The sequence below is a fragment of the Vibrio sp. 1F169 genome, assembly GCF_041439605.1.
GTDB lineage: Bacteria > Pseudomonadota > Gammaproteobacteria > Enterobacterales > Vibrionaceae > Vibrio > Vibrio tasmaniensis_A.
In genome coordinates, this window is sequence record NZ_JBGOOI010000019.1 from 45,925 (window position 1) to 69,715 (window position 23,791).

General features: G+C 44.5%; 27 protein-coding genes. 11 read left to right on the forward strand and 16 right to left on the reverse strand.

The genetic code is table 11. The features are described 5' to 3' along the window. Nucleotides 1–88 precede the first annotated feature (88 nt). A complete protein-coding gene (gene fadE, locus ACED53_RS10170; RefSeq protein ID WP_017100800.1) occupies nucleotides 89–2,554 on the reverse strand; it encodes an acyl-CoA dehydrogenase FadE in 2,466 nt (821 codons plus the stop codon). Nucleotides 2,555–2,882: 328 nt separating this feature from the next. On the opposite strand from fadE, the gene lpcA reads away from it, so the two are divergent. Both lpcA and ACED53_RS10180 read left to right on the forward strand, forming a co-directional pair. After that, nucleotides 2,883–3,458: a D-sedoheptulose 7-phosphate isomerase gene (lpcA, locus tag ACED53_RS10175; protein ID WP_009847390.1), complete on the forward strand. Its 576-nt coding sequence runs from the start codon at nucleotides 2,883–2,885 to the stop codon at nucleotides 3,456–3,458. A gap of 67 nt (nucleotides 3,459–3,525) precedes the next feature. Further along, on the forward strand, nucleotides 3,526–4,371 hold the full coding sequence (locus tag ACED53_RS10180; RefSeq protein ID WP_009847389.1) for a class II glutamine amidotransferase: 846 nt from the start codon (nucleotides 3,526–3,528) through the stop codon (nucleotides 4,369–4,371). Nucleotides 4,372–4,506: 135 nt separating this feature from the next. On the opposite strand, the gene purN is transcribed toward ACED53_RS10180, so the two are convergent. Both purN and purM read right to left on the reverse strand, forming a co-directional pair. After that, nucleotides 4,507–5,181 (reverse strand): phosphoribosylglycinamide formyltransferase, encoded by a 675-nt coding sequence (gene purN / locus ACED53_RS10185; RefSeq protein ID WP_017100801.1) that lies wholly within the window; start codon nucleotides 5,179–5,181, stop codon nucleotides 4,507–4,509. 132 nt (nucleotides 5,182–5,313) lie between these two features. Then, nucleotides 5,314–6,354, reverse strand: coding sequence for a phosphoribosylformylglycinamidine cyclo-ligase (gene purM, locus ACED53_RS10190; RefSeq protein WP_008222945.1), 1,041 nt, complete (start codon nucleotides 6,352–6,354; stop codon nucleotides 5,314–5,316). Between the two features lie 169 nt (nucleotides 6,355–6,523). Here purM and upp point away from each other — a divergent pair, with 169 nt between their 5' ends. Continuing rightward, a complete protein-coding gene (gene upp, locus ACED53_RS10195; RefSeq protein WP_009847387.1) occupies nucleotides 6,524–7,150 on the forward strand; it encodes a uracil phosphoribosyltransferase in 627 nt (208 codons plus the stop codon). 160 nt (nucleotides 7,151–7,310) lie between these two features. Here upp and ACED53_RS10200 read toward each other — a convergent pair whose 3' ends face one another. Then, complete coding sequence (locus ACED53_RS10200) at nucleotides 7,311–8,549, reverse strand: uracil-xanthine permease family protein (RefSeq protein ID WP_017100802.1); 1,239 nt, start codon at nucleotides 8,547–8,549, stop codon at nucleotides 7,311–7,313. A gap of 277 nt (nucleotides 8,550–8,826) precedes the next feature. Here ACED53_RS10200 and ACED53_RS10205 point away from each other — a divergent pair, with 277 nt between their 5' ends. Beyond that, complete coding sequence (locus ACED53_RS10205) at nucleotides 8,827–10,086, forward strand: DUF2066 domain-containing protein (protein ID WP_029225466.1); 1,260 nt, start codon at nucleotides 8,827–8,829, stop codon at nucleotides 10,084–10,086. 115 nt (nucleotides 10,087–10,201) lie between these two features. On the opposite strand, the gene ACED53_RS10210 is transcribed toward ACED53_RS10205, so the two are convergent. From ACED53_RS10210 to ACED53_RS10225, 4 genes are all read right to left on the reverse strand, one after another. Then, nucleotides 10,202–10,639, reverse strand: a complete 438-nt coding sequence (locus ACED53_RS10210; protein WP_009847385.1) for a DUF2069 domain-containing protein — start codon at nucleotides 10,637–10,639, stop codon at nucleotides 10,202–10,204. Further along, nucleotides 10,636–11,229, reverse strand: coding sequence for an NAD(P)H:quinone oxidoreductase (wrbA, locus tag ACED53_RS10215; RefSeq protein ID WP_009847384.1), 594 nt, complete (start codon nucleotides 11,227–11,229; stop codon nucleotides 10,636–10,638). The genes ACED53_RS10210 and wrbA overlap by 4 nt, the downstream gene beginning before the upstream one ends. A gap of 6 nt (nucleotides 11,230–11,235) precedes the next feature. Next, nucleotides 11,236–11,586, reverse strand: coding sequence for an arsenate reductase (glutaredoxin) (arsC, locus tag ACED53_RS10220; RefSeq protein ID WP_009847383.1), 351 nt, complete (start codon nucleotides 11,584–11,586; stop codon nucleotides 11,236–11,238). 123 nt (nucleotides 11,587–11,709) lie between these two features. Then, nucleotides 11,710–13,164, reverse strand: coding sequence for a M48 family metallopeptidase (locus tag ACED53_RS10225; protein ID WP_009847382.1), 1,455 nt, complete (start codon nucleotides 13,162–13,164; stop codon nucleotides 11,710–11,712). A gap of 178 nt (nucleotides 13,165–13,342) precedes the next feature. Here ACED53_RS10225 and ACED53_RS10230 point away from each other — a divergent pair, with 178 nt between their 5' ends. Next, entirely contained in the window at nucleotides 13,343–13,582 is a 240-nt protein-coding gene (locus ACED53_RS10230) for a sulfurtransferase TusA family protein (RefSeq protein WP_012604576.1), read from the forward strand. Continuing rightward, the gene (locus ACED53_RS10235) at nucleotides 13,575–14,651 is read left to right on the forward strand and encodes an AI-2E family transporter (RefSeq protein WP_009847379.1); all 1,077 of its coding nucleotides are present in this window, start codon (nucleotides 13,575–13,577) and stop codon (nucleotides 14,649–14,651) included. Before ACED53_RS10230 ends, ACED53_RS10235 begins: the two co-directional genes overlap by 8 nt. Nucleotides 14,652–14,809: 158 nt before the next feature. On the opposite strand, the gene bcp is transcribed toward ACED53_RS10235, so the two are convergent. Then, on the reverse strand, nucleotides 14,810–15,280 hold the full coding sequence (gene bcp, locus ACED53_RS10240; RefSeq protein ID WP_009847378.1) for a thioredoxin-dependent thiol peroxidase: 471 nt from the start codon (nucleotides 15,278–15,280) through the stop codon (nucleotides 14,810–14,812). A gap of 12 nt (nucleotides 15,281–15,292) precedes the next feature. Further along, the gene (locus ACED53_RS10245) at nucleotides 15,293–15,835 is read right to left on the reverse strand and encodes a glycine cleavage system protein R (protein WP_009847377.1); all 543 of its coding nucleotides are present in this window, start codon (nucleotides 15,833–15,835) and stop codon (nucleotides 15,293–15,295) included. A gap of 372 nt (nucleotides 15,836–16,207) precedes the next feature. On the opposite strand from ACED53_RS10245, the gene dapA reads away from it, so the two are divergent. Further along, entirely contained in the window at nucleotides 16,208–17,086 is an 879-nt protein-coding gene (gene dapA, locus ACED53_RS10250) for a 4-hydroxy-tetrahydrodipicolinate synthase (RefSeq protein ID WP_009847376.1), read from the forward strand. A gap of 49 nt (nucleotides 17,087–17,135) precedes the next feature. Then, complete coding sequence (bamC, locus tag ACED53_RS10255) at nucleotides 17,136–18,182, forward strand: outer membrane protein assembly factor BamC (protein WP_017100804.1); 1,047 nt, start codon at nucleotides 17,136–17,138, stop codon at nucleotides 18,180–18,182. A gap of 164 nt (nucleotides 18,183–18,346) precedes the next feature. Here bamC and ACED53_RS10260 read toward each other — a convergent pair whose 3' ends face one another. The 4 genes from ACED53_RS10260 to ACED53_RS10275 all read right to left on the reverse strand — a co-directional run bounded on the left by ACED53_RS10260 (nucleotide 18,347) and on the right by ACED53_RS10275 (nucleotide 20,866). Beyond that, nucleotides 18,347–18,556, reverse strand: a complete 210-nt coding sequence (locus ACED53_RS10260; RefSeq protein WP_017096836.1) for a DUF2897 family protein — start codon at nucleotides 18,554–18,556, stop codon at nucleotides 18,347–18,349. Nucleotides 18,557–18,564: 8 nt separating this feature from the next. Further along, nucleotides 18,565–19,239, reverse strand: a complete 675-nt coding sequence (locus tag ACED53_RS10265) for a M15 family metallopeptidase (protein ID WP_017100805.1) — start codon at nucleotides 19,237–19,239, stop codon at nucleotides 18,565–18,567. A gap of 46 nt (nucleotides 19,240–19,285) precedes the next feature. Beyond that, nucleotides 19,286–20,422, reverse strand: a complete 1,137-nt coding sequence (dapE, locus tag ACED53_RS10270; RefSeq protein WP_012604571.1) for a succinyl-diaminopimelate desuccinylase — start codon at nucleotides 20,420–20,422, stop codon at nucleotides 19,286–19,288. 96 nt (nucleotides 20,423–20,518) lie between these two features. Then, entirely contained in the window at nucleotides 20,519–20,866 is a 348-nt protein-coding gene (locus ACED53_RS10275; RefSeq protein ID WP_012604570.1) for an ArsC family reductase, read from the reverse strand. A 205-nt stretch (nucleotides 20,867–21,071) separates the two neighbouring features. On the opposite strand from ACED53_RS10275, the gene ACED53_RS10280 reads away from it, so the two are divergent. Beyond that, on the forward strand, nucleotides 21,072–21,359 hold the full coding sequence (locus ACED53_RS10280; protein WP_004734273.1) for a helix-turn-helix domain-containing protein: 288 nt from the start codon (nucleotides 21,072–21,074) through the stop codon (nucleotides 21,357–21,359). Nucleotides 21,360–21,450: 91 nt separating this feature from the next. Here the strand turns inward: ACED53_RS10280 and ACED53_RS10285 are convergent, their stop codons facing one another. Both ACED53_RS10285 and ACED53_RS10290 read right to left on the reverse strand, forming a co-directional pair. Beyond that, on the reverse strand, nucleotides 21,451–21,783 hold the full coding sequence (locus tag ACED53_RS10285) for a DUF4156 domain-containing protein (protein ID WP_012604568.1): 333 nt from the start codon (nucleotides 21,781–21,783) through the stop codon (nucleotides 21,451–21,453). Nucleotides 21,784–21,795: 12 nt separating this feature from the next. Then, complete coding sequence (locus ACED53_RS10290; RefSeq protein ID WP_012604567.1) at nucleotides 21,796–22,140, reverse strand: DUF2956 domain-containing protein; 345 nt, start codon at nucleotides 22,138–22,140, stop codon at nucleotides 21,796–21,798. Nucleotides 22,141–22,249: 109 nt separating this feature from the next. Here ACED53_RS10290 and ACED53_RS10295 point away from each other — a divergent pair, with 109 nt between their 5' ends. Both ACED53_RS10295 and ACED53_RS10300 read left to right on the forward strand, forming a co-directional pair. Next, nucleotides 22,250–22,711 (forward strand): DUF2919 domain-containing protein, encoded by a 462-nt coding sequence (locus ACED53_RS10295; RefSeq protein WP_032499208.1) that lies wholly within the window; start codon nucleotides 22,250–22,252, stop codon nucleotides 22,709–22,711. A 65-nt stretch (nucleotides 22,712–22,776) separates the two neighbouring features. Continuing rightward, complete coding sequence (locus ACED53_RS10300) at nucleotides 22,777–23,700, forward strand: Dyp-type peroxidase (RefSeq protein ID WP_017100806.1); 924 nt, start codon at nucleotides 22,777–22,779, stop codon at nucleotides 23,698–23,700. Nucleotides 23,701–23,791 lie beyond the last annotated feature (91 nt).

Consider the following 23,791-nt stretch of genomic DNA (forward strand, 5'->3'; position numbering starts at 1 on the left):
ATAGAGAAGCCTTAAAATTTGTGACAATGAAGTGATGAATAAAAAAACGGGACTCATAGGAGTCCCGTTTTTGTTTCTTTCTCTGACCTTAAGCGACGTTATCAATCGATTGGTCTGGGTACTGAGTCTTTGCTGCAAGCTCCTCTGGTGAGAAATCATCAACGTTAATTGTGTACAGTCTGTGTTCCTCAGCGCTAATCAGAAGATTTGCTTCTTCTTGCGTTAAAATACCTTTCTCAAGTCCCAACTGAGCGACAAGGTCGAGTCGTAAGAAAGCACGTTTTTGATGTGTTTCTTTACAAACCTTATCGAACAGAGGTTCAGCTTGAAGAATCACCTCTAGCGCTTTTTCAATCTTGCCTACAGGGTTGTATTCCGTTGCTTCCAAGTATTGGCCACGGCCGATACGAGAGCGTGTTTCGCTTGGTGTTTGTAGGATTTGCGCGACTTGGCTATCCAGTTTATCGTTTGGTGCACGACGGATACGGCCAAATGGCATTAACACAACGCGAAGTAGTCGACCAATCACAGGGTTAGGGAAATTCGCCAAGAACTCATCAATCGCGACTTCAGTTTGACGCAAGCTGTCTTGCATACCCCAATGGACTAATGGGAGATCTTCAGCATGGCTACCTTCGCTTTCAAAGCGCTTAAGTGTTGCTGAACCTAGGTAGAGTTGACTCAGGATATCCCCTAGTCTTGCTGATAGGCGCTCTCTGCGTTTTAGTGAGCCGCCTAATACAGCCATTGAAATATCAGACAGTAGCGCTAGGTTAGCACTGTAGCGGTTCAGCTGTTGGTAGTAACGCTGTGTCTGCTTATCCGTTTTATTGGATGGTGTTGGAGCATCTGAACCACGACCGTCGGTTAAACCAAACCACAAGCTGCGGACTAGGTTACTCATAGTAAAGCTAACGTGTCCTGCTAATGCTGAATCAAACTTATCAAGTGCATCGCTGCTTTCCGAATAAGCCGCTTCCATTTCGTTCAGAACATAAGGGTGGCAGCGAATCGCGCCTTGACCATAGATGATCATTGAACGAGTCAGGATGTTTGCGCCTTCAACCGTAATTGCAATTGGTGAGCCTTGGTAACCACGAGCGAGGAAGTTCGATGGGCCTAAGCAAATACCTTTACCTCCGACGATATCCATCGCATCGATGATGCTGCGTTGGCCACGGTGAGTACAGTGGTACTTCACGATTGCTGAGATAACCGAAGGCTTTTCACCAAGATCGATACCCGCAACCGTCAGGTTACTTGCTGCATCCATTACATAGGCGTTACCAGCTAGACGTGCCAGTGGCTCTTCAACCCCTTCCATGCGACCAATGGGTTGTTTGAATTGACGACGAATACGAGCGTAAGCACCGGTTGCTAATGCTGCAGATTTAATACCACCGGTTGAGTTTGAAGGCAGTGTGATACCACGACCAACCGACAGACATTCAACCAACATACGCCAGCCTTGTCCTGCCATTTTCTGGCCGCCGATGATGAAATCGATAGGCACGAAGATGTCATCACCTTGAGTCGGACCATTTTGGAAAGGCACGTTGAGTGGGAAGTGACGGTTACCAATCTCTACGCCTTTTAAATCGGTAGGGATAAGGGCACAGGTGATGCCAAGGTCTTGCTTGTCACCAAGCAGACCTTCTGGGTCTCTCAGTTTAAAGGCTAAGCCTAAAACGGTCGCAACAGGCGCTAGAGTGATGTAACGTTTGTTCCAAGTTAGGCGCATGCCCAATACTTCTTCGCCTTGCCATTCACCCTTACACACCACGCCGTAATCTGGAATTGAGCCAGCATCTGAGCCGGCTTCTGGGCTAGTTAAGGCAAAACAAGGGATCTCTTTACCTTCGGCTAGGCGAGGTAGGTAGTGGTTTCTTTGTTCTTCTGTACCATAGTGTTGCAATAGCTCACCGGGACCTAACGAATTAGGGACGCCAACGGTTGAGGATAATACGCTAGAAACACCCGTTAGCTTCTGTAGAACTAACGACTGAGCGTAAGCTGAGAATTCTAAACCGCCGTATTTTTTCTTGATGATCATGGCGAAGAATTTATGGTCTTTTAGGTACTGCCAAACTTCTGGTGGTAAATCAGCAAGCTCATGTGTTACTTGGTAATCATTGACCATTTCACACACTGTATTGACTGGGCCATCTAAAAACGCTTGTTCCGCCTCAGAAAGTTTCGGATCCGCAATGTTTTGAAGCTTCTTCCACTCAGGCTTGCCTTTGAACAGCTCTGCTTCCCACCATACTGTGCCTGCTTCCAATGCCTCTTTTTCCGTCTGAGACATTGCTGGTAGAACCTTCTTAAACAAAGAAAGTGCTTTTTGGCTAATGAGGGTCTGGCGAATTGCTGGTACAGCAAAGATTGCAATGGCCAATAGATAACAAAGCCAGCCAGTGACTGCCACGCTGCCAAACAGGGTTAATGCGACCATTGCGCCAGTTAACACAATTAACGCACGGACCAGACTAACTCTATGGTAAAGACAGACGCCTAAGATGGCTGTCATGCCGAGTAGGGAGAGCAATATGTTCATGATCGATTTCCTTTTCAGAGATCACTTATTGTTATTAAGTTTAGGTAAGAGGTCTAACCAGTTAAGTGTAAACAAAATATTAAATATTTGTAAAACTCCAAAGTGAATAAAAAGTGATCTCAATAGAGTTAAAGTTCTAATTGTGAGAGGTTGGTGGTGAATATTTGGGCGGATCGACAGTGAGAGGTTAATTAAGATGGCAATCTTTGGGCTTAAGTGTCGACACTATTTCATGTTTGTGGGTAAACTCAGTGATAAAGAGGGGAAAACCCTCAATTCTCATTTCACGCACTTTAAGTTGCGTCAAAAAACATAAGAGATAAGCCAAATGTATCAAGACCTAATCAAAAGTGAATTGAACGAAGCTGCTGACGTTCTGAACAAGTTCTTGAGTGATGACCATAACATTGCTCAAATTGAAGCTGCTGCAAAAATGATTGCAGATTCATTCAAGCAAGAAGGCAAAGTGCTTTCTTGTGGTAACGGTGGTTCACACTGTGATGCAATGCATTTCGCGGAAGAGCTAACAGGCCGATACCGTGAAAATCGTCCAGGTTTTGCTGGTATTGCGATTTCAGATCCGAGTCACCTGTCTTGCGTGAGTAACGACTTTGGCTACGACCACGTATTTTCTCGTTATGTAGAAGCCGTCGGTCGTAAAGGCGATGTGTTGTTTGGTTTGTCGACTTCAGGTAACTCTGGCAACATCCTAAAAGCGATTGAAGCTGCTCAAGCTAAAGGGATGAAAACCATTGCGCTGACCGGTAAAGATGGCGGTAAAATGGCAGGTTGTGCTGATATCGAAATCCGAGTCCCACACTTTGGCTACGCTGATCGCATCCAAGAGATTCACATTAAGATCATCCACATTGTGATTCAGCTTGTTGAAAAAGAAATGGAATAATAGTTTTACAGATATTTGGAGCCTAGGTTTGTGGCTCCATTGGTTTAAATAGGGAGTAGATTAAACCATGTGTGAATTGCTCGGTATGAGCGCGAATGTGCCAACTGATATTTGTTTTAGCTTTACTGGCCTTATGCAGCGTGGAGGCAACACTGGTCCACATCGTGATGGCTGGGGTATTACTTTCTATGAGGGAAAGGGTTTTCGTACATTTAAAGACCCTAATCCTAGTTGTGAATCAAAGATCGCTGAGTTGGTTCAAAACTACCCAATTAAGAGCCAAGCTGTTGTCAGTCATATCCGTCAAGCCAATCGTGGTGGTGTTAATCTAGAAAATACTCACCCTTTTACTCGTGAGCTTTGGGGACGATACTGGACCTTTGCTCACAATGGTCAACTAACGGATTATGATGATCTGATTAGTGGTCGATTCAGACCTGTCGGTGAGACGGACAGCGAACTCTCTTTCTGTTGGTTGTTGAAACAACTTGAAGACCGTTTTCCTGAACCTCCTCAAGATATGGAAGGTATGTTTCGCTTTGTCGCTGAGTGCTGTGACCAGTTACGAGAGAAAGGTGTTTTCAATATGTTGCTCAGTGACGGTGAGTACGTGATGAACTATTGTACGAACCATTTATACTGGATAACAAGACGCGCTCCTTTTGGTAACGCGAGCCTGATTGATGAAGATGTTGAGATTAACTTCCAAGAAGAAACTACGCCCAACGATGTGGTAACCGTCGTCGCAACTCAGCCTCTAACAGATAATGAAGAGTGGTTTAGAATGAAACCGGGTGAGTACGCACTGTTTCATTTTGGTGAGCTGATCGGCAACAACCACCAAGCGTTGGAAGATGTCGCTTATGCTCCGAAGAAGGTGGCAAGCCAAGCGCCTACTGAACCATTGAGCTAATCTAGTCGATACTATTATTTGTCCTGATTAAAAAAGGCCGCTTACTGTACTAATAAGTCAGTGAGCGGCCTTTTTGTTTTCTGTTTTTTAAGGCTTATTCTTCCGTGATTTACTCTGGGAGAACAACCTTATTAATTACTCTTCTGCGTAACCGTGTGTACCTAATGTTTCACCGTCTAAGACAGCCTTCCCGTTTACCATCGATAAACGATCTTCAGCAAACCATTTACAAACCATCGGGTAAATACAGTGCTCTTGAGTCAGTACTCGGCTTGCTAACATGTCAGCATCATCATCTTCAAATACCGGCACCTTGGCTTGCAAGATTACAGGGCCACCATCAAGTTCTTCGGTAACAAAGTGGACGCTTGTACCGTGCTCTTTGTCTTGTGCATCAATGGCACGCTGGTGGGTGTGTAGGCCTGGGTATTTAGGTAACAGGGAAGGGTGGATGTTGACCATTTTACCAGCATAGTGACGAACAAATTCTGAACTCAAGATACGCATGTATCCCGCAAGTACGATTAAATCGGGTTGGTAAGCATCGATCTGAATCATCAATTCATGATCGAACTCTTCACGTGAACCATAGTTTTTTGGGTTCACAGAATGTGCGTCAACACCCGCGGTTTTCGCTCGCTCTAAACCAAAAGCTTCTGCTTTATTTGAGAAGACAGCTTTAACTGAAGCATCAATCATATTGCTATCGCAGGCGTCCAAAATTGCTTGCAAGTTACTTCCGCTTCCTGAAACTAACACAACGATGTTTTTACTAGAGATACTGGTTTTATTTGAGAGATTGTTTTTCATAGAGTGGGTCATACGATTGATTAACAGGGGTGCTTACAATTTACCTACATAAACTAAGGTTTTCTGCGGGCTAAATAGCAAAATGAGGACCATTAGGTCCTCATCTATTAACTAAATAAGCGAATGTATCACTTATTTGATTTCAACTTGCTCTTCGCCAGCTTCAGCGTTTGCGATCTCACCGATAACCCAAGCGTTTTCGCCTTCGGCTTTCAGCAGTTCAACAGCTGCGTCTGCTTGATCTTTAGGTAGAGCAACAACTAGGCCTACACCACAGTTGAAAGTGCGGTACATTTCAAATGTCTCCACGTTACCTTTCTCTTGTAGCCAGTTGAAGATAGCAGGCCATTCCCAGCTCTTGCCATCAATCACTGCTTTAGTACCTTCAGGAAGTACGCGTGGGATGTTTTCCCAGAAACCACCACCTGTGATGTGCGAGATAGCATGAATGTCATGCTCTGCAATCATCTTAAGTGCCGATTTGATGTAAATCTTAGTCGGTTCTAGTAGGTGTTCACCGATAGTGCGACCTTCTAGCTCTTCACTCTTATCAGCACCAGAAACTTCTAGAACTTTACGAATCAAAGAGTAACCATTTGAGTGTGGACCACTTGAGCCAACAGCGATAAGTGCGTCGCCTGCAGCTACTTTAGTACCGTCGATGATGTCAGCTTTTTCTACAACACCAACACAGAAGCCGGCTACATCGTAGTCGTCGCCTTCGTACATACCTGGCATTTCAGCAGTTTCACCGCCGATGAGTGCACAACCTGCTTGAACACAGCCTTCAGCAATACCAGAAACAACATCTGCTGCTGTATCTACATCTAGCTTACCTGTTGCGTAGTAGTCTAGGAAGAATAGCGGCTCACCACCTTGAACGATTAAGTCGTTCACACACATTGCCACTAGGTCGATACCAATGGTGTCGTGTTTTTTCAGATCCAAAGCAAGGCGAAGTTTAGTACCAACACCATCAGTACCTGAAACAAGTACCGGCTCTTTGTATTTCGTTGGAAGTTCACATAGGGCGCCAAAGCCACCAATACCGCCCATTACTTCAGGGCGACGAGTGCGTTTAACAGCACCTTTAATACGGTCTACTAGTGCATTACCTGCGTCGATATCAACACCAGCGTCTTTGTAGCTTAGAGAAGAAGTATTACCACTCACGGGATAGTCCTCGAACTTAAGTTGGATGTGAAAACGGCGCTATTCTAACAGGGCTTGATTACGAAGAGCAAACGTTTGCGCGGTTTTTTTTATTAGAATAAAGATTCTGAAATAACCCCACAGTTCGTGTATAATCTACAGGTTTGTTTAAATATTGCCGGAGTTGGAAATGAAAGTTGTTGAAGTGAAACACCCGCTAGTAAAACATAAAATTGGCCTGATGCGTGAAGGTGACATTAGTACTAAGCGTTTTCGTGAGCTAGCGACAGAAGTGGGTAGCCTTCTAACATACGAAGCGACATCAGACTTTGAAACTGAACGTGTAACTATTGATGGTTGGAACGGCCCAGTAGAAGTTGACCAAATTAAAGGTAAAAAGGTAACAGTAGTGCCAATCCTACGTGCAGGTCTAGGCATGATGGATGGTGTTTTAGAGCATATGCCAAGTGCTCGAATCAGTGTCGTGGGTATCTACCGTGACGAAGAAACATTAGAGCCTGTACCATACTTCAACAAGCTAGCATCTAACATTGATGAGCGTATTGCTCTAGTGGTTGATCCAATGTTAGCAACTGGCGGTTCTATGATTGCAACTCTTGACCTTCTAAAAGAGCAAGGCTGTAAAGTATTTAAAGTACTGGTACTTGTTGCTGCCCCTGAAGGTATCGCTGCACTAGAAAAAGCGCACCCAGATGTTGAGCTTTACACTGCTGCAATCGATGAGAAGCTAAACGACAAGGGCTACATTGTTCCTGGTCTTGGTGATGCTGGTGATAAGATCTTCGGTACTAAGTAATTCGGTTTCAGCTTAAGTTACGCTAAACCGTTTCTAAACTCGCTGAATTAGCCGTATTAATAAAAAGGGAGAGCATTCGATGCTCTCCCTTTTTTGATCTTGCTAGCTTGTGATGCTCTTAATTGAGGATCACAAGCCTCAACAGTTTGTTGACTTGCAGTCAGTCGATTTGGGCTTTGTCTACTACGGTGTTATCGCCTAACTCTTCTGGAAGCACTAGGTTAAGCAGAATTGCCACGATACCGCATAAGCTTACGCCTTGCAGGCTAAAGTCGCCGATGCCAAATGCCATGCCGCCAATGCCGAAGACCAAAGTAATGCCGACAATCACAAGGTTGCGTGATTTGTGTAGGTCAACTTTGTTCTGAATTAGAGTATTCAAGCCTACGGTTGCGATAGAACCAAACAGAAGAATCATGATGCCGCCCATCACAGGAACTGGGATTGTTTGTAATAGAGCGCCTAGCTTACCTACTAATGCTAGAACAATCGCTGTTACTGCAGCCCAAGTCATGATCACTGGGTTGAATGCTTTGGTCAGCATTACAGCCCCCGTTACTTCACTGTAGGTTGTATTTGGTGGAGCGCCCAACATAGAAGCAGCAATCGTTGCCACGCCGTCACCAGTTATTGTGCGGTGTAAACCTGGCTTCTTAAGGTAGTCTTTACCGGTTACATTCGAAATAGCAAGCATGTCGCCTACGTGTTCAACAGCAGGTGCAATTGCTACAAATACCATAAAGAAGATAGCGTTGATGTTGAACTCTGGCGCTGTGAAGTTAGGTAGAGCCAACCAAGCGGCCTGAGCGACAGGGGTAAAATCAACAACACCATATACTAAGCTCGTAATATAACCCGCAACAATACCGCCGAAGATCGGCAGCAGCTTAAGAAAGCCTTTCGAGAAAACACTGATGACAATCGTTACCAGTAATGAGATAGAAGAAATCCATAACGCTGCGTCTGCATCGATAAGCTGAACCGCACCATCGCCTGTTTTACCTAGCGCCATGTTTACCGCAACAGGCGCAAGACCTAAGCCGATCACCATGATTACAGGGCCAACTACGACTGGTGGAAGTAGTTTGTGGATAAAGGCTACACCACGTACCTTGATTAAGGCACCCATTAATACATACACAACACCTGCCGCCATAAGGCCGCCCATGGTTGCACCTACCCCCCAAGTTTGAATGCCAAACATGATAGGTGCGATGAATGCAAAAGAAGACGCAAGGAAAATAGGTACTGAACGGCGTGTAATAAGTTGGAATAAAAGGGTACCGATACCTGCACCAAAGAGCGCTACGTTGGGATCAAGGCCTGTCAGCAGGGGCACCAGTACAAGTGCACCAAAAGCGACAAATAGCATTTGCGCACCTTGCAGAGCATTTTTCATGTTATGTCCTTAAAAATGGTCGTTATATGAAAAGCGAAAAATAAAATTCGCGGGATTCTATCACTTGGCAATCGGTTGCTATGTCAGATAGATCAAATTTATTTATATTAGTTATGTTTATCTCTATCAAAATAAAAACAATTCAGTTTACAAGTGAACGATTTATCATGGTCAGGTGATATTTTGTGGTTATTAAACACAGTGGGTGCTAACGACCTTGCCCCTCAATCCATAGTTGCTTATCATCAAGGCACAAGCTTTGAATATTAGGATCAATATGCGCTACATAGCATTGTTGTTGATGGGACTATTAGCCTCTCCGAGTTATGCCTTAACTCAAGTAGATATCTTTAGTGCTGAAGTTGCGATTAACGCCGAAGACAAACAACCAGAACAAGTGGCAAGAAATACTGGCATGGAGCAGGTATTGATACGTGCTACTGGCCAAACTGATGTCGCGTCGAATGAGACGATTAAAAAGGCGATGCGTAAGAGTGCGCAGTACATGTCTCAAATGAGTTTTGGCGAAAGCAATGACCAATCAACATTGCGTATGCGTTTTAACGGTGCTCAAATTCGTTCACTACTGACTCAAGCGCAATTACCGTATTGGCCTGATACTCGCTCAAATATTCTTGTTTGGCTGGTAGAAGAGAGTAACTACGACAAGAACATTGTCTGGGAACACTCCAACTCACTGTTAGCTGCAGGCTTACAAGCCAATGCAAAAGAGCGCGGTTTGCCTTTGATGTTTCCTGTTGGTGATTTTGATGATGTTACGGGAGTGGCCACCTCGGATTTGTGGGGCAGCTTTGTCACACCGATTAGCAACGCGAGTCAACGTTACCCTGTTGATGCTGTTTTGGTGATTAAGGCACAGTCTTCTGGATTACGCTGGACTTTGTATGATCAAAAACCAAACCAACTGACGAGCGCGCCAAAATCGCCTGTGAGTGGTTCGGTATCGGGCAACAGCGCGACGACTTCTAAGAAGCTTGTTGACCAAATCAGTAACTACTACGCGAGTAAGAGTGCAGTAACGGTTGCGAGTGAATCTTCGGAATCAATCTTAACGCAGTTTATCAGCCTGAATAACGCGCAAGACTTCTTCCAATTGGAGAATGCACTGAAGCGTCTAAACTCGGTGGCAAGCTTAGATATTCTACAAATTCAAAACAATGAAGTGACGTTCCGAATTCATTTGTTATCGACCCAACAAGAGTTTGAACAAGAAGTTGAAAGCATTCGCCAAGTCGCGAAGGTTGAAGAGTCTTATATCGAACCTGAAGTGAGCCCAGAATTTGAAGCGCAAGATAACATTATGTCTGTAGGCGATGACTCTGCTGTTGTTACTGATGCGATGGGCAATGAAACTACCCCAAGCGTTCAAGTGATGAAAGGCAGTGAGTTATCTACAGGTGCTGAGCTAACAAATACAACTGAGGTGACGCTAGGTGAATCTGATGAGGAAGCGCTACCAGTCACAGCGCCAGTGCACGCTAAGCCAAGCTTAGTATACGAATGGGTTCGCTCGTAATCGTCTACCGACATGACAGATTGATATGAAATCACGAAAAAAGCCCTGCAAGAGAAATCTCGCAGGGCTTTTTGTTTATCTGTTGCCATGTCAGATCTAGAGCATCGAATCAATATTATTGCTCGAATTTAGCTTTCTCTTTCTTTTCTACTTCGGAAAGGCGCTTCAACTTGATGCCTAACTCTTTGGCTCTAAAACGGGTAAATAATATATTGCCTGCGAAGCCTAGAGTCGTCAAAAGCAGTTCTACAGCGGCTAACAAGCGCTCTCCACCGTCTACATACATAATAGTTAACGCGTGTAGGAAGTAGAGCATTAAGACGAAATTCGCCCAAGCATGCGTATAAGGTTTGCCCGATAATATTCCCGGTAATGGTAGTAACAGCGGTATAGCCCAAGCAATCGCCAGTGTTACATTACTGAGGTGAGGGTGCGGTGAAAGTGTCATCTGCCAAGCAACCACCCAGAATAAAAGCGACAAATTGCCCGTTAAAGCAAGGTAGCGAAATAGCTTGGTTTTGGGAGACATCGGTCTCTCTGACATATACATCATTGAGGCATTCCCTTCTGGTTAATAGCGATGCGCGCTACGCGTTTGCCTAGGTTTTTCGCCAACTCAATTTCTTCTTTGCTTAATGAAGCGCTCTCTCCAGTGCTGCTTGCACCGTAAGGTGTGCCACCGGTTTGAGTGGTGTGCAGCGCAGGTTCTGAATAGGGGATGCCCACGACTAACATGCCATGATGAAGTAGAGGCAGCATCATGCTTTGCTGTGTCGTCTCTTGACCACCATGTAGTGATGAAGAGGAAGTAAATACACAAGCTGGTTTATCGATGAGATCGCCATTAATCCATAACGATGTTGTGCTATCCCAAAAGTGCTTCATTGGCCCAGCCATATTGCCAAACCATACTGGGCTGCCGAGTGCTAAACCATCGCAAGAACGGAGATCTTGTAAGGTCGCAATAGGATCTGTTGGTTGATAGCGCGAATCCGGCTGCTCTTCTACCGTATACACGTTGTTCACCGTTCTTAGCATGGCTTCGCAGTTCGGGATGGATTCCACCCCTCGAGCGATTTGCCTTGCTAGCGCTTGGGTGTTGCCGTGTCGACTATAGTAGAGAACAAGAATGTTGATGCTCATATTGGATTACAGAATCTCTAGTACTTGTTCTGGTGGACGACCAATTTTTGCTTTGTTGTTCGCGACAACCACTGGACGTTCAAACAGTTTTGGATTCGTTGCCATTGCAGCGAAAAGATCTTCATCAGTCACTGATGCGTCACCAAGGTTCGCTTCTTTGTAATCCGCTTCTTTGGTACGCATCATGTCGCGAACACTCTCAAAACCAAGCTGAGTGAAAAGCACTTTCAGCTGTTCAACAGTCAAAGGCGCATCTAGGTATTTGATCACCTCTGGTTGTACGCCGTTTGCTTCAAGCAGTTCGAGAGTTTGACGGCTCTTTGAGCAGCGTGGGTTATGATAAATCACGACAGACATGGTTCTTCCTCATTATTATTTTTGATTTAATAGTTCAGCCGAAGCCAACTGAGTGGCTTCTTATTGTGTAACGTTGAGCTTTCTTTGTATTTTGGCAACGAGCTTCGCTACCAGTCATTATACTTATTGCAACGATAAGAAGCGTTCGCGCTGTATCATTAGTTGATCAATTCGAGCGTCATAACGTGCTTGTTTTAGGCTGCCTAGTTCTGCTATTTGGCTCGCCTGCGTGTAGTACTGAATCGCTTTGTTCCAGTTGGCTTGCAGTGCCAAAATCTCTGCCCTAGCAGACAATTCTTCATCGCTGTTGCCAAGGTTTGTATTTGCCTTTGAAAGCAGGTACCACCCATTGGTGTCGTTCGGGTTATCGTGCGTGTAACGTTGCAACACGCGAACGGCTTCCTGTAGGTCTTCATTTTCGATCAGTGCATTGGCGTAGTTTATGGTTAGAACTGAGTTGTTTGGTTGACGCTCAAGTGCTGACTTAAGTTCTTTAATCGCAATCTCAGGCTTTTTCTGTTCAATGTGCAGATCTGAAATAGCATCCAGATAGAACAAGTTGGTTGGGTCGCTATTCATCAGCTTGGTCAGAATCGGTTCTGCTTTATCTAGTTTTTTTGAATCTAGGTAAACCAGTGCTTGTCCATACTCTAATGATGGAACCAAGGCTTTGGGGGCTTTCTTCAGCTTTCGCTCAAACCAATCAAGAGCTGCATCATTATTAATACCTGCATAGCGTGCAACAATCCGGGCTCTTGCTAAATGATAATCCAGTGACGGAGCCAGTTTTAGTGGTGTATAGCTGCGAGCACGGGCGCGTGAATCTGTGATTCGGTCTTCAGGCAACGGGTGAGTTAATAGCATTGGTGGCGGTGTGCTTGCATAGCGGTATTCATCAGCTAAGCGGCCAAAGAAACGTGGCATAGCGTTTACATCGAACCCTGCTTTTGCAAGCGTGTTGATGCCAAAGCGGTCGGCTTCTTTTTCATTACTTCGGGTGTAGTTTATTTGGCTTTGCATGTTACCAGCAGTTGTTGCAGTGATAGCTGCGATACCGGCTTCTGGTGCTGCAATCGCTAATAATACAGAAGCGGCCAATGCTGCGATGGTTGCAGGAGAGCGGCGAGCTTGATCTTCCATACTACGTGCTAAGTGACGCTGGGTAACATGCGCGATTTCGTGCGCCAATACGGAAGCGAGTTCACTTTCAGACTGTGCATGCAAGAACAAACCTGAGTGCAAAGCAACATAACCACCAAAAAAAGCAAAAGCGTTGATGTTTCGGTCACGGATCATAAAGAACTGAAAAGGTGTCTTTACATCATTTGCGTTCGCGACAAGGCGATGGCCAAGCGTGTCAATGTATTGGTTTAGAACCGGGTCGTTTACAATAGGCTGGCTGCTTCTGATGATGCGCATGTAGGCATCACCATAGATAAGTTCTTGGTCGATAGTGAGTGTGCCGCCAGCCGCGGTGCCGATATCGGGTAGCTCCAAACCATTGGTATTTGCCAACGTTGGAGTGCTTAATGTAGCTGCGATGCATAAGCAAGCAATTGAGCGAGCGCGTTTAAACATATTAGTCAGTAATACTCCGTTTCTTCTGACAGTAAGACAAGTGCAATGCAAATTGGTTCTCTATCTGATTTAACCTTTACCAAGTGCGTGCGCTATCATGAAGGAAGATGAATGAATGATGGCGCGTTTTCAAAAACAGATTACAATACGACCCTTATAATAAGCATCGAGCTAAAGAATGACACCTAATATTCTAGATTTACGCCAAGAGCGCTGTCCAATGGCACTATTATTAGCCAAGCGTCACAGTGTAAAGTTAGAAGTAGGGCAATCATTGTCAATTTATGTCTCTGATAACAGCTCGATGAAAGATATTGTTACTTTTTTGTCTAAGCAAGCCTATGACGTCATCGTAGAGGTTTGCTCTAATTACCATCATCTCCTCGTCACTAAAAAGGAATTGCAGTCAAATGCTTGAAATGGTCAATCGTTGGTATAAACGACGTTTCTCTGATCCCCATGCTGTCAGCTTGGTTGCCATCATTCTCTTCGGCTTTATTACGATCTACTTCTTTGGTCACCTCATAGCCCCTCTTTTGGTGGCTATTGTTTTGGCTTACCTGCTTGAGTGGCCGGTTACTCAACTTCAAAGACTCGGTGTTCCAAGAACCCCATCAGTGATGTTGGTGATTTTAATGTTCTTTAGCGTGATGTTACTTGCGCTGTTTGGTCTAGTACCAACGATTTGGGAACAGGTAGGTAACCTTATCAATGATATTCCAAGCATGTATGGTGGTTTACAGAAGTTCATCGCAACCATTCCTGAGCGTTACCCTGAACTAGCAAACCTGCAGATCGTTGAATCGATTGTGTCTAATGCGAAAAACAAAGCATTAGGCTTTGGCGAAAGCGTTGTGAAGGGCTCTTTAGCTTCTCTTGTTAGTTTGGCGACGCTTGCGGTTTACCTGATTCTTGTACCGCTGCTGATTTTCTTCCTTTTGAAAGACAAAGAAGAGATGATCAGTATGGCTAGTGGTGTTCTGCCTAAGAACCGTCGTCTAGCGACCAAGGTTTGGGTTGAGATGAACCAACAAATCTCAAACTACATTCGCGGTAAGGTGCTTGAGATTTTGATCGTCGGCGGTGTCAGCTACGTAACCTTTGCGATTCTGGATTTACGTTATTCAGCACTGCTGGCTGTCGCGGTTGGTTTCTCGGTATTGATTCCTTACATCGGTGCGGCGGCTGTGACCGTTCCAGTCGCGATTGTTGGCCTGTTCCAGTGGGGCTTAGAACCTCAGTTTTATTGGTTGCTTCTCGCTTACGGTATTATCCAAGCGTTAGATGGTAACGTGCTGGTACCGGTTCTTTTCTCGGAAGCGGTAAACCTACACCCAGTAGCGATTATTGTAGCAGTGTTGGTGTTTGGCGGACTGTGGGGGTTCTGGGGCGTGTTCTTTGCGATCCCTCTAGCCACGCTAGTGAAAGCGGTTTGGAATGCCTTACCGAGTCACGCTCTCGATGATGACCCTGAACACCAATCGTAATTGAACGCGCTATCAATTTGAATGCGCTATCAATTTTAATAAGTACAAAAAGGCCGAATATCCATGATATTCGGCCTTTTGGCATTTGGCTTAGTAGTGAGTAGTGTATTTAGATTCGCTAGGTGCGAATTTAGAGAATCAACTCACTAAAATCAACATTAAGCTTCTGGGTTGAAGTAATCTAAAACCACTTCGTGGTGAGTCTTGGTTTTGAACTTGTTGAAGACGTGTTCAATCTGACCTTCTTCATCAATTAGAAAGCTAATACGGTGCAGACCATCGTACACTTTGCCCATAAATTTTTTCTCGCCCCAAACACCAAACTGTTCAGCAACACTGTGGTCTTCATCAGATAGAAGAGTGAAGTTCAGAGATTTCTTCGCAACGAAATTTGGTAGGCGTTTAACTGGGTCAACACTCACACCTAGAACAACCACATTCAGATCATCAAGCTGTGCTTTGATATCACGCAGGCCTTCAGCTTGCACAATACAACCTGGAGTCATTGCTTTTGGGTAAAAATAGAAAAGGACTTTTTTACCTTTGAAGTCACCAAGAGATACGATATTGCCATCTTGATCTGGAAGAGAAAAAGCAGGTGCTGGAACACCAGCCGTTAGCGTATTCATGATATTTCCTTTTTAAAAACTGTTTTTGATAAAGTTGAGCGAGCCTTGTACGGATAGGCTCTGACACAGCGCGTCGAATTCTTCTTGTAGCTGCATCAAATTACATTCTGATTGCACAGAAGCGGTAATAGAGATATGGAATTGGTCGTTGTCGAGCTGAACCTTAGACTTATTGATGGTTCGCGCACTTAACGAATCGAGGCCGATGTTTCGGTCTGCGAAGAACTGGGTAAACTGCTCGGTAAGGCCGATTTTATCGTCTGACTCAACGAACACCTCTACTGTGTAAGAGTTCTCAATAACATCATGAGTTGAGGTTCGCTTCATAATCGTAATCAAGTCGTGCTCTTGTCCAAGCAAGGGCAGGGTGGTTTCAACGCGGGTGATGTTGTTTGCCTTTCCAGACAGTAGCATGATAAGCGTAAATTCTTCGCCAAATTGAGCGATACGGCTATCAATAATGTTACAGCCTGATTGGGTGACTAAATGAACCACTTGGTTGCATACACCTGGGCGATCTGTGCCCACAGCTGTAATTACTAGATGTTGAGTCATAAAATCACGTCTCTTATATTCCATTGATTCATGCATGTTAGCACAGTTAGCTAGAGGAATAAGTGTGTGCTTGGGGCTTTTATGAGGCACTTTGCTTCAAATATGTAACAAGTAATAGGAATATTTAGAGTGTTCAAAATTCAAAGAGTGGTGTGAGAGCATTACTTACTTGTTACTGACATCGAGTGCTGAGCTATTCGCTAGATTGAGTGTAGGTTACCCAAATTCTAGGTCGAACGCGGTTATAAGTCGTTTTACCTCAAACATACGACAATATTTACTGCAGATGTTGCTGGTAAGCCACTTTAATGTCTTGTGTTTATTGATTGGCTTACAGTAACATGCAAAAAGAATAAATTAAGGGAGATAGACATGTTTTCAGGAAGTATCGTTGCGCTAGTTACACCATTTAATACAGATGGTGAAGTGGATTTCGACAGCCTTAAAAAGTTAGTTGATCACCATGTTGCAGCAGGTAGTGATGGTCTGGTTGCGGTTGGCACAACTGGTGAGTCTTCAACACTCACTATTGAAGAGCATGTCAAAGTCGTCAATAAGGTCGTTGAATTTGCTGATGGCCGTATTCCTGTTATTGCTGGTACGGGTGCAAACGCAACTCACGAATCTGTACTTTTCAGCCGTTTGCTCAATGGTTCTGGTATTGCTGGTTGCCTGAGTGTAACACCGTACTACAACAAACCGACTCAAGAAGGTTTGTACCAACATTACAAAGCAATTGCTGAAGTCAGTGACGTTCCACAGATCCTTTACAATGTACCTGGTCGCACTGCGGTAGACTTGTTGCCAGAAACGGTTGCTCGTCTTGCCGAGATCGAAAACATCGTTGCACTTAAAGATGCGACGGGTGATCTTGAAAGAATTGCAATTCACCGTGAACTTTGTGGCGAAGACTTTATCTTACTAAGTGGTGATGACTTAACAGGTCTTGAATTTGTTAAGCGTGGTGGCGATGGCGTGATCTCTGTAACGAACAATGTTGCAGCTGCTGATATGGCGACTATGTTCAAGCTAGCGAAGGAAGGCAAGTTTGAGGAAGCTGAAGCGATCAATGAGCGTTTGATGCCTCTACATAAGAATTTGTTCGTTGAGTCTAACCCTATTCCCGTAAAATGGGCGGTTCACAAAATGGGTCTGATTGCTGAAGGTGGCTTACGTCTACCACTGACTGAACTGTCAAAACCAGCTCAACCTGTTGTTGCTCAAGCAATGACTGAAGCGTGCATTTACTAAAAACGTATAAAGCAATGCCGAAGCGAACCTTCGGCATTTAGGAGTATAAATGAAGTATTCTCACCAGCTAGTGATCGGTTCACTGGCTGTTTTCGTTCTTACAGCATGTTCTGGCAGCCCGACTCAACGTCGCCAAGCCAAAGATGATTTTGAATACTTAGAAACACCTGAGTTTTCACAATGGCAATTGCCTGAAGATGCTCAGCCTCAGTTTTACCCAAACTTTGATATCCCAAGCGGTGAATTCAGTGGTGGTACCGGTCGTCAAGTGGATATTCGTCCTCCTCAACAGGTTCTTGAACTGATCCCAGGTGCTCGTACTGAGCGTCAAAATGGTGAAGTGACGTTATGGCTCCTTCGTGCTGAAGAGGCTGACCGAGTATGGCAAACGGCTGTAGATATGCTGACCCAGCGTAATATCGGCATTCGTGAACAGTCAGAAAATGACATTGAGACTGATTGGGTTAGGTGGGTTTCTGAAGATGAAGAAGTCGAGATTGGTAGCCGCTACTCTATCTCTCGTTTCCAAGCGAACAATCGCCATGGCTTCAAGATTAATCTGATTGATTGGCGTGAAGGTTCTGAAGAGAAACCAGTATCGGCAACCAATAAAGAGCGTTACAACGCGTTCTTAACGAATCTAGTGATGGCTAAATACGATGCCAACCTTCGTGCTGAAGCGGCACTGAAAGCACAAGAGTTGGTGAAACGTATTCCTATTTCAATGGGGTCGGACCGCAGTGGTTTCCCTGTGATCATTGCTCGCACACCATACAATGTATTGTGGCAACGTCTACCTACCTTGCTACCGACGATGGGCTTCGAACTTGAAGAGCGTAACCAGTCTCAAGGTACAGTGAAAGCTAAGTATGCCGCGCCAGATGATGAATTCTGGGAAGAGATTGGCCTACAGCCTATTGACTTAGCGCCAGGTACTTACACCTTCTTGTTTGGTGATCTTGGCAACCGTACATCGATTAACGTAACGGATGCAACAGGTAAGCCTGTAGAAGAAGAGCTACTTAAGTCAATGGTACCGGTATTAGCACACGTTGCAGACCAAACCAAAGACAAGAAAGAAGCAAAATCTGAATAAGCACTGAGCAAATTTAGAAGAAAAAAAAGAGGACATACAATGTCCTCTTTTTTATGTTTGTTAGTCAGTGTTTTATGTGCGTGTTGTCAATTTATGTTGTCATTTCGCTAACAAGGAGTCACACGCACCTGACTTGTTGGGGCTAGCGCATTAAGGGCGTTAAGCTAAATGTTTTTGCTGTCAGTCGACTCATCTTTTTGAGCTTTCTCTTGGTTCTGTTTATCCAATTGATTGAGCTTGTCTAAGTCTTTTTCTGTTTTGTTACGACCTGTCAGATCCATATTAGCGGTCTGTTTGAGCGCAGCAATATTACCCACCACAACGCTAACCACGATGATGATGATGACCCAAGGGTTTGTAAGCCACTCTAACATAAGCGCTCCTAATGACTGATATTCGCCACGAAGCGCGCATAGATCTCGTCTAGCTGCTCCGCAATAATTTCATACCCTAATATTGGCTTAGATTGGAGTTGCTTGCCAAGTAAAGTGGGAGATAACTGTGATAAACACAACTGTGAAATTTTACGGTGGCTTATATGCCAAGGTTCTATCGCCACACCACCAAGGTCTTGGCTGTAAGGAAAGAAGAATCCAAACTGAGATGCGTTGGCAGACAGCCATTGGTAAAACACTTGCTGGTGGCCAGTGAGGTATTCCCATGGTTCCAGTTGTAGCTGAGTACCCTCAGGTAAGTGATTACGAGCAAAGACATCAAAGTCACAACCCCAATGGTGACGACTCGCTCCGGGAAGCGCAGACCACCTAAGAATCGCCGACAACTTTTGATGTTCACTGAGTGTTGAAGCATCCAGTGGTTGGCTTTCTGAGTCTAATATCGGTGCTTCACCAGAAAACTTGCGGTTCCAAATCAGAGATTGCCTTTCATAGTCGCGAAAGCCACTGGCAATCTCTATTTTAAAACCAGCGAGTTGAGCAGCTTCAATCAAGTTGTTCAGTTCATCTTTGACGTCACTGTGGACCAAGAAGGTCTTGGTGCCAATCAGGTTAGGTTCTAGATGAGAATCTGATTGTCCGGTTAGCTGCTCTGGTGTCATAACGTGTCTCTCAATAATTAGATGCTATGAATCGCTGATGAAAAAACTACTTAGCGAACAGGTTCACTAATGTTCTTTCGTACATGTCAGTTAGTTTCTCTAAATCAGCCACTTTCACGCACTCGTTAACCTTGTGAATGGTTGCATTCACAGGGCCTAGTTCTACCACTTGTCCCTTCATGCGAGCAATAAAGCGTCCGTCAGAAGTACCACCTGTGGTAAGCAGTGCCGGCTTAACATCATTCACGTGACCTACTGCATCGACAATAGCATCAAGCAACGAGCCTGCGTCGGTTAAGAACGGGTCGCCATTGAATGTCCATTTTAAATCGTATTCGAAATCGTACTTGTCGAGTGTATTTGTGATTCTTTCAACGATGATGTCGTTGTTTAACTCTGTACTAAAGCGAAGGTTAAACTGAACATTAAATTCACCAGGAATCACGTTTGATGCGCCAGTGCCCGCACTTACATTTGGGATCTGGAAGCTGGTTGGTGGGAAATAATCATTACCTTTGTCCCACTCGGTCGTCGCCAATTCATTGATCGCAAGCAGAGAGCTGTGTACCGGGTTGTTCGCAAGGTGAGGGTAGGCAACGTGACCTTGTGTGCCTTTAATCGTTAGATCGCCAGTGATAGAACCACGACGGCCGTTCTTTACGACATCACCTACGTACTCAGTACTTGATGGTTCGCCAACAATACACATGTCGATGTTCTCACCACGAGCCATCAATGCTTCGACAACGCGCACTGTCCCGTTGATGAACGGGCCTTCTTCATCTGACGTGATAAGGAAACCGATTGAGCCTGTGTGATCAGGGTGCTTAGCAATGAACTGTTCTACAGCCACAACCATTGAAGCCAGAGAACCTTTCATATCTGCCGCGCCGCGACCGTGCAGGAAACCATCTATAATAGTCGGTTCGAATGGCTTAGTGTTCCACTGCTCAATTGGGCCTGCAGGTACAACATCAGTGTGACCAGCAAAAGCAAATAGGGGGGCTTCGGTACCACGGCGAGCCCAGAAGTTCGTCGTATCTTCAAATACCATCACTTCGATTTCAAAACCTAGCGCTTTTAAGCGTTCAATCATCAGGTCTTGGCAGCCTGCATCTTCTGGTGTTACCGATTGACGGCTGATTAGGTCTTTTGCCAGAGCCAAAGTTGGGCTGTCTGTCATCCTTGAGTTCCTTGTTTAAATTAAACGTCTAGTCATTAATTTCAGGCGTTGAACAGGGGAAGTTCAACGCTTTGTTATCTGTTCTAATACAGCTGATTACGCAAAAATAGCAGCGTATTGATCAGCTTTGAAGCCAATATGAAGCTTGCCATCGACTTTCAAGATAGGGCGCTTGATCATTGCTGGTTGTTCAACAAGCAGAATTACGGCTTTTTCTTCCGTTAATGTGTCTTTTTGCTCTTGAGAAAGTTGGCGATAAGTCGTACCACGTTTGTTTAGCACAAGCTCCCAACCAAGCTCTGAACAGAAGCTTGTTACTAATTCTTCAGTGATGCCTTGTTTGCGATAATCGTGAAATTCGAACTCGATACCTTCAGCTTCTAGCCATTTTTTTGCTTTTTTGATGGTGTCGCAGTTCGGAATGCCAAACATAGTGATAGTCATTATTCTTCCTTTGGGTGATTTTATTTCGTTGTTATGAGTTGAATCCTATCAGGAAGCGGCAATTCAGACAAAATAGAGTGAGGAATATTTCATAGAGTGAAAAAAAACAGTAAGAAAATGTCACTATTGGAGACTTATTGATCAGCCTCAACATGTTGTCAGCAAAAAAAGAAATAATTGAGTTGCACATATATAGGAGGTGTCAATGGAGTTGAGTCCTGTTTTTGCAAGGCGGCTATATTTAGCATTGTTAGTGGAAAGCCTTGATAGGCCAAATGTGCCTAAACTCATCGAAAAAACGGGGTGGCCTCGTCGTACTATTCAAGATGTACTCAAGGCGTTACCGGGGATCGGTATTGAACTTATGTTTGTTCAAGATGGGCGACGTCATAATGATGGCTATTACCAATTATCCGACTGGGGGCCATTTGACAGTCAATGGGTTATCCAGCGTAAAGGCGATATAGCAACAAGCCTTGGATTTAGTGCATAAGCCAGCGAAAGCTGGCTTTCTTCTTTCTTCTTTCTTCTTTCTTCTCCTTACCGATTACCGATTACCGATTACCGATTACCGATAAGTCGAATTAGCGACACCGATAAGCGGTGCCCAACATGGTTACGGAAGTCGCAAAATCTTGGGGAAGTGTGAAAATTACAGTGTCCGCACCTAATCCAATAGCATTGGACTTTAGCTCATTCATTGCGCCTTGAATTAGAGTGTCGTTCGGGTAAAACAGGTAACTATACCAGTGGCCTTCGCTACCGGTGACTTCCCCTTTATATTCGCACTTGTTGATATCAATCAGTCCGTGGTAATCCATTTGTACTTGGTCAGATTCGCTATGTGGGACTGTTGTCGGTGTCGTGCACCCGCCTAATATGCCTGTCATAGCTAAAGCGACTAATTCCTTTTTCATACATTTATCCTGCTATTTCATCAAATAAATCGCGAAACCTACCCAGCTTGCGATCAATAGTAACCACGGCAATTTGTTGGCGTGATTTGATGTTGTTTCAACAATTGTGTCTACATTGTTCTCTTCGTCTAGATTAGTTTGTTGAGTTTGTTTCTCTTTCTGTACGCGTTTTCTTGCTTTATCGGCTTGGCGACTGCGTTCTTTTTGCTGTTTCTTGTAAAGTGCGATGCCTTTTTCGATACCTTGAGCAATTAATTTTGTTTGTTCTTTGGTTTGAGCTGGCTTTTGCGTCGCTTTGGCTATCTTCAGTGCTTCTTGTTGAGATTCAACAGACGGTGTATTAGTTTTCTTTTTCATACTGAGTTCGACAATTAAAACGGATTAACCAATAAGATAACGCAAACCTAGTTAAGTATGAATGATTTGCGTTAAAGTGTTGGTTTGAAAACAAGTGAAAGTGAGAGTTGTGCGGTACTCCATAGAACAATACGATAAACACGGCTTTTTGAAAGCCCCAATCTTATTATGGTTAGGTTGGCTGTTTCTTGCGAAAGCTTTGGTCGTTTTCATTGTTGCGGGCGCAAGCCGAGAGTCGGGAACGGATATTCTTGAGACCATCTATCCAGACCACCAGATGTTTTATGTCGGGATTGCGTTGAGTGTGCCTAGTTTGTTATTGATGTGGTTGTTTGGACTAAGATCTCCAGATAGAAAGCGCCTTAACAAAGTCGTGTCATGGGGACGTTGGGTTACCATGATGGCTATCTTGGCACAGGGCTCCCATACAATTTATTTAATCTATTTGGATAACGGATGGTTCCGTTGGTCAAATGCTATCACCCTATTATTGCTCCTCTGGTTAGCGCTTTATTTAACCAATAGCCATGCCGCTAGGGATTGCTTTAAAGTGGTTGAGCACGAAGACTGATTCTCATCAAAACATTTGTACCATTCACAATTATACTTAGAAGCTAAAACTGGAAGGAATAATCTATGCTTAATGTTTCAAATGAGCAGCCTAACGTTCAAAGTGCTATTTTGCCTGAAGCTGGGACTTTCGCTCTTTACGTTCAACTTAAAGTGAACGCTAATACTGCTAATGTACTAGCAGAAATTCAAAAGCTTCCGACTCTAATCGACGAGCTAAACCAAACTCAATCTGATGCGAACCTAACGGCGTCGGTAGCATTCTCAAAAGCTTTTTGGGATAAGTTTGAGCAAGCTGCTCCCTCTGATCTAATTGATTTTCCTGCGCTTGGTGAAGGTGATATCACAGCACCGAGCACACTGTCTGATGTTCTGATTCACTGTCATTCAAACCGACATGACCTACACTTCTTCATCCTACGTAAATTGCTATCTGAAGTAGCGGCAGACGTTGAAGTAGTAGATGAAACTTACGGTTACCGTTTCCTAGACTCACGTGACATGACCGACTTCGTTGATGGCACTGAAAACCCGAAAGACGCGCAGCGTGCTGAAGTGGCGATTGTGCCTGAAGGTGAATTCGCAGGTGGTAGCTACGTAATGGTGCAGCGTTTTGTGCATAACCTGCCAGCTTGGAATAGATTAAACGTATCGGCACAAGAGAAAGTGGTTGGCCGTACCAAGCCAGATTCGATCGAGCTAGACGATGTTCCAGCGGCGTCTCACGTTGGTCGTGTGGATATCAAAGAAGAAGGCAAGGGCCTTAAAATTGTTCGTCATAGCCTACCTTACGGCACAGCAACAGGCGATCACGGTTTACTGTTCATCGCTTACTGTAATGTTCGTCATAATTTCGATGCGATGCTAGAGAGTATGTACGGCGAAACAGATGGCAAAACAGACCAACTGCTTCGCTTTACTAAAGCCGTTACTGGCGCTTACTACTTTGCTCCTTCAGCTGAGATGTTGAGTGCATTAACGATTAAGTAAGTCGTCTCAAATAGAATAAACAAAGGGAGCCTCATGGCTAATGCCGATCAGTTAAAGCCAAAGTGATCGGTTGAAGGATCCTTCCGAGCTG